The sequence below is a fragment of the Microcystis sp. LE19-131.1A genome (assembly GCF_027532015.1).
Taxonomy (GTDB): Bacteria; Cyanobacteriota; Cyanobacteriia; order Cyanobacteriales; family Microcystaceae; genus Microcystis; species Microcystis ichthyoblabe_A.
Genome location: NZ_JAPZSS010000233.1, coordinates 1 through 3,952 on the forward strand (window position 1 = coordinate 1; position 3,952 = coordinate 3,952).

Here is a 3,952-nt window from a genome sequence, read left to right on the forward strand (position 1 = left end):
TCGTCACTAGGGCATTAGTGAGGATAAAATAGGCACTTAACTGATCGGCTACCAGTTTCACGCCATAATTATCCAGTAGGTTGAGGGTTATGGGGGAGGATTGGCTAAATAGAAGGAGAGAATAGGCGAGAGAGATAATAGAAGTAATTAAGGACAGATATTTAGCCCAGCGAGACAGCAAATAGCCAATAAAGCCGCTCAAAAAGGGTAAACTTATCCAAGCGATCGTTAGAGTATTCATGGTGTAGGATTTTCTGATCTTTACTTTGTCTAGGGCAGGGTTTTCCTAGACTAATCTGCTCAATTTCACCAGCAAAGATACTTTCTCTAATTATCCTCGATCGAGTCCTATTGATCAAGAATTTTTCGGGTGGCAAATAGATTGTTTTGGTTCTATAATAGACTTCTTGCATGATTTTTTTATGGTATAATGGAAGTTCTTGCTTTTTTCTCGATTTTTAGATAGAAGTGGAAAAAAGAATAAAATGTGATGTGATCTTAGGTCAGGAAATTATCCATACTTTTGCTATGTTTATTAGCAAAAATATGGATTAAGCTGTTCGTAATTTAAATTGCTTGTTGAGACGAGGCAAGAGGCAAGAGTCAAAAGGCAACAGTAAAGGGATTGGGGAAGGTTCGGCTAATCTAAGAATAAGCGTTTTAAATGCGTCTTAGCTTATCAAAACTTAAAGGAGCGCGAAAGTGTGATTACTTCAACCAATTATATCTCTCTACCCTTTTTTCTCCCAGTTCCTCTGCTACTAGCTTTCACCCACTTATGTCAAGCAGTCAGGCTTATCGGTTAAACAACTTTGATAACTTTAGGCGAAGAGTCCTCCTAAATTGGCGTTTTGTTACTAATCGATCCTACTCAGTCTAGGAGAGCCATTAATTCTTTTTTCATTACTTTTTAGGTTCTGGGGTTTGCTGTTTGGAAGCTGCCGCAATCGCTTGATTTAAACGAGTTAATTCTTCTTTAAACTTCGGTTCTTGGGGATAATTTTTGACTAATTTTTCTAGGAGACTTTTCGCTCCAGAAACGTCTTGAGTTTGTAATCTTGTTCCATAAAGAACCAGCATAACTTCCAGATTGTTGGGATATTTTTGATATAACTTTTCTAAAGGTTCTCTAGCTCCGATAAAATCTTTTAACTGTAGGCGAGCTTGGGCCAGTCCTTGCAAAGCAGTGGGGTTATCTGGTTCGCGTTCGAGAATTTTCTCGTAACCTTTGACCATTTCTTGTAATTTTTCGGGGGCAATAGTTGCCTCTTGCCCGGGTTGACTGCCTTGGGGGGAATTAGAATTATTATTTTTCCATAAACCTAAAGTTGGCAACACCATTAAAGCCAAAAATACTAAACCAGAGGAAACAATTAAGACTCGTTTGAGGGTATCGTTATTTTTTTTGGGCATACTTTTTCAAGATTAGAGATAAGATTAATCAGTAGTAACTTGATGAAATTCGTGACCCCAAAGATTATAAGCCCAAATTCCCAAGCCAAAACTACCTAAGCAGAGGATGGTGATCATCAGGAAAACTTGCCACCTATTGTAACCCGCTTCCTGAAGTTCTAGACGACCGAGGATAGCAGCAGCTAACAGAATTAAAGCTCGAGTAAATACCGCCCACTTGTGGAAGATAAAGACTACCGCCAAGGACCAGCCAAGAATTGATAATACAGCGCTAATATCATTTTTAAACCAACTGCGGAAAAATAGCGGCATTAAGTTACTAAACAGAGTTAATCCTAGGGCAATTAAGAGGATAACCCCTACCGCAAGGATATAGATGATGATTTCTAGCCATTCGCTAGTGAGAGTCCAATTCATCTCATCACCACGGGCAAGTAACCAATCACTCCATGATAAACGCTCCTGGGCGATCAACCAGCCAAACAGCCCATAGACCGATGGTATTAGAAAAGTAAGTAGTATAATGCGCCAAAACATAATCAGTTATCAGTTATCAGTTATCAGTTATCAGTTTTGAGTATTAAGTGAGCAGTATGTATTAAGTGAGCCTGATCAAATGCCAGTTTACTACTGTCTTTTCACTGATTACTGTTTACTGCTTACTGATCACTGTTTACTGATCACTGAAAAAAGTCAAGCCTGAACCCTGAAAGAGGGGAGAATTGCCCCTTTTCAGACTTCAGGCCCCTGGGATTGTCCCGATCGCTTAGGACATATACTGGATGATAAAGTCGAAGTAGGGGGCTGCTGCCACGGCATCTTCTTGAGTCAAAAGACCTAAAGCGGCCTCTTTGAGACAACGAATCGCCTCCACCATGCCGGGGACGGGAACATTAAGAGAGTTATACATCTCTTTGACCCCGATCAGGCCGGTTTGTTCGATCGGACCCTTATCTCCGGCTAATACCCCATAGGTAACTAGACGCAGATACCAACCATAATCGCGCAAGCATTGATTATATTGACGCTGACCGTAGGCATTACCCCCCGGCGCTCTATAATCGGGACGTTTCTTGAACAGTTGTTTTTGAGCCTGATCGACGATTTTTTTCTCATTTTCAGCGAGAGTCTCGGCAATGCGAATTCTCTGCTCACCGGTTTTTAAAAATTGCCCGATACCCTGTAGTTCACCACTACTAGGATAACGAAGTTCGTCGTCGGCTTTGAGGATGACTTGGCTAACTACGCTCATAATATCAAGGTAAATTCTGATAACATTCTGTAGTTTATCTCAGGTCGGGGTCTGGAAGTCGAGTCATCCCTGCTGGGTGGGCAATTCCTAAAAATTGTAATATTTCGTTATGAGTTTCCCCGACAGCCCGGTTACTCTCTAGAATGAATGTATTAGTGGTCAGGAGCGAGGAGATTGTAATTGAGATGTCACCGCACACTGATTAACTTGAACCCGATAAGTGGTAATTAATATGGAATTTCTAGCACCCTTGCTATTGATAGCGGGCATTCTGGGATTAAATGGCTTTAAAATCGATCGAGAATACCAGCGTGGTGTTATCTTTCGACTAGGGCGTTATCAAGACACCAAAGGCCCCGGACTGTACTGGATCATTCCCCTAGTTGACCAAAAAATGCAGCTGGATATTCGCACTAAAACCGTCGATATCGCCCCGCAAGAAACTGTCACCGCCGATAATGTCACAATTAAGGTTAATGCGGTTCTCTACTATCGTATTATCGACCCGGGCAAAGCGATTAATAAAGTCGAATCCTACCCCGCGGCCGTTTATCAAGCGGCCATGACCACTTTAAGAAATGTCGTCGGTCAAAATCATCTCGATGATGTCTTGCAAAAACGAGACAAAATTAATCACGCGGTCCAACAAATTGTCGATGAAATTAGCGAACCCTGGGGCATTGATATCGAACGGGTGGAGATAAAAGATGTGGAAATTCCCACTGGTATGCAGCGAGCTATGGCCAAGGAAGCGGAAGCATTGCGAGAAAAACGGGCCCGTTTGATTAAAGCTGCCGCAGAACAGGAAGCCTCCTTAAAATTAGCGGAAGCTTCCCAATTAATCATGGAAAACCCCGCCGCTTTGGAATTACGCCGCCTACAAATGTTAACGGAAATTGGAGCGGAAAATAACACCAGTACCGTGATTATGCTTCCCTCCGATATCTTAAATCTCGCTCAAAAATTAACCGAAAAACTATCACAAAATGGCTCAATTGTCAATAGCCAAAAAGGTTGATTTTCTCTGGTGTGTTAGGTTGGTTTAAGTAAGTGGTTATAATTAAATTGAAGATAGATTTTGTCTTTGATCCCCCCTGCCCCCCTTGATAAGGGGGGTGCCGATAGGCGGGGGGATCCCCCCTTAATCCCCCCTTGATAAGCTATCCCTTATAGGGATCTTTCTTAACAATTTTTGCAGTAAGCACTCCAACCCTTATCCTGACTTGATTTCAGTTTTTTCTTTGTCAGTAAGGGTGTCAACAAGGAATATTACAAATTGTTAACCGA

At 41.8% G+C, this 3,952-nt stretch carries 4 protein-coding genes and 1 pseudogene; 1 reads left to right on the forward strand and 4 read right to left on the reverse strand.

Features of this window, described 5'->3' with window-relative positions; all coding sequences use genetic code 11:
* The 4 genes and pseudogenes from O9323_RS16930 to O9323_RS16945 form a co-directional block, all read right to left on the reverse strand.
* A pseudogene (locus O9323_RS16930) lies at positions 1-241 on the reverse strand (cation:proton antiporter); the annotation flags it as partial.
* Positions 242-903: 662 nt separating this feature from the next.
* Positions 904-1,413 carry a tetratricopeptide repeat protein gene (locus O9323_RS16935; protein ID WP_288125457.1) on the reverse strand — a complete coding sequence of 170 codons (510 nt, stop codon included), beginning with the start codon at positions 1,411-1,413 and terminating at the stop codon, positions 904-906.
* A 24-nt stretch (positions 1,414-1,437) separates the two neighbouring features.
* The gene (locus O9323_RS16940) at positions 1,438-1,950 is read right to left on the reverse strand and encodes a hypothetical protein (RefSeq protein ID WP_002752054.1); all 513 of its coding nucleotides are present in this window, start codon (positions 1,948-1,950) and stop codon (positions 1,438-1,440) included.
* Positions 1,951-2,179: 229 nt separating this feature from the next.
* The gene (locus O9323_RS16945; RefSeq protein WP_002738559.1) at positions 2,180-2,665 is read right to left on the reverse strand and encodes an allophycocyanin subunit alpha-B; all 486 of its coding nucleotides are present in this window, start codon (positions 2,663-2,665) and stop codon (positions 2,180-2,182) included.
* A 232-nt stretch (positions 2,666-2,897) separates the two neighbouring features.
* On the opposite strand from O9323_RS16945, the gene O9323_RS16950 reads away from it, so the two are divergent.
* Positions 2,898-3,683, forward strand: a complete 786-nt coding sequence (locus O9323_RS16950) for a slipin family protein (RefSeq protein ID WP_193977231.1) — start codon at positions 2,898-2,900, stop codon at positions 3,681-3,683.
* The last annotated feature ends 269 nt before the right edge of the window (positions 3,684-3,952 follow it).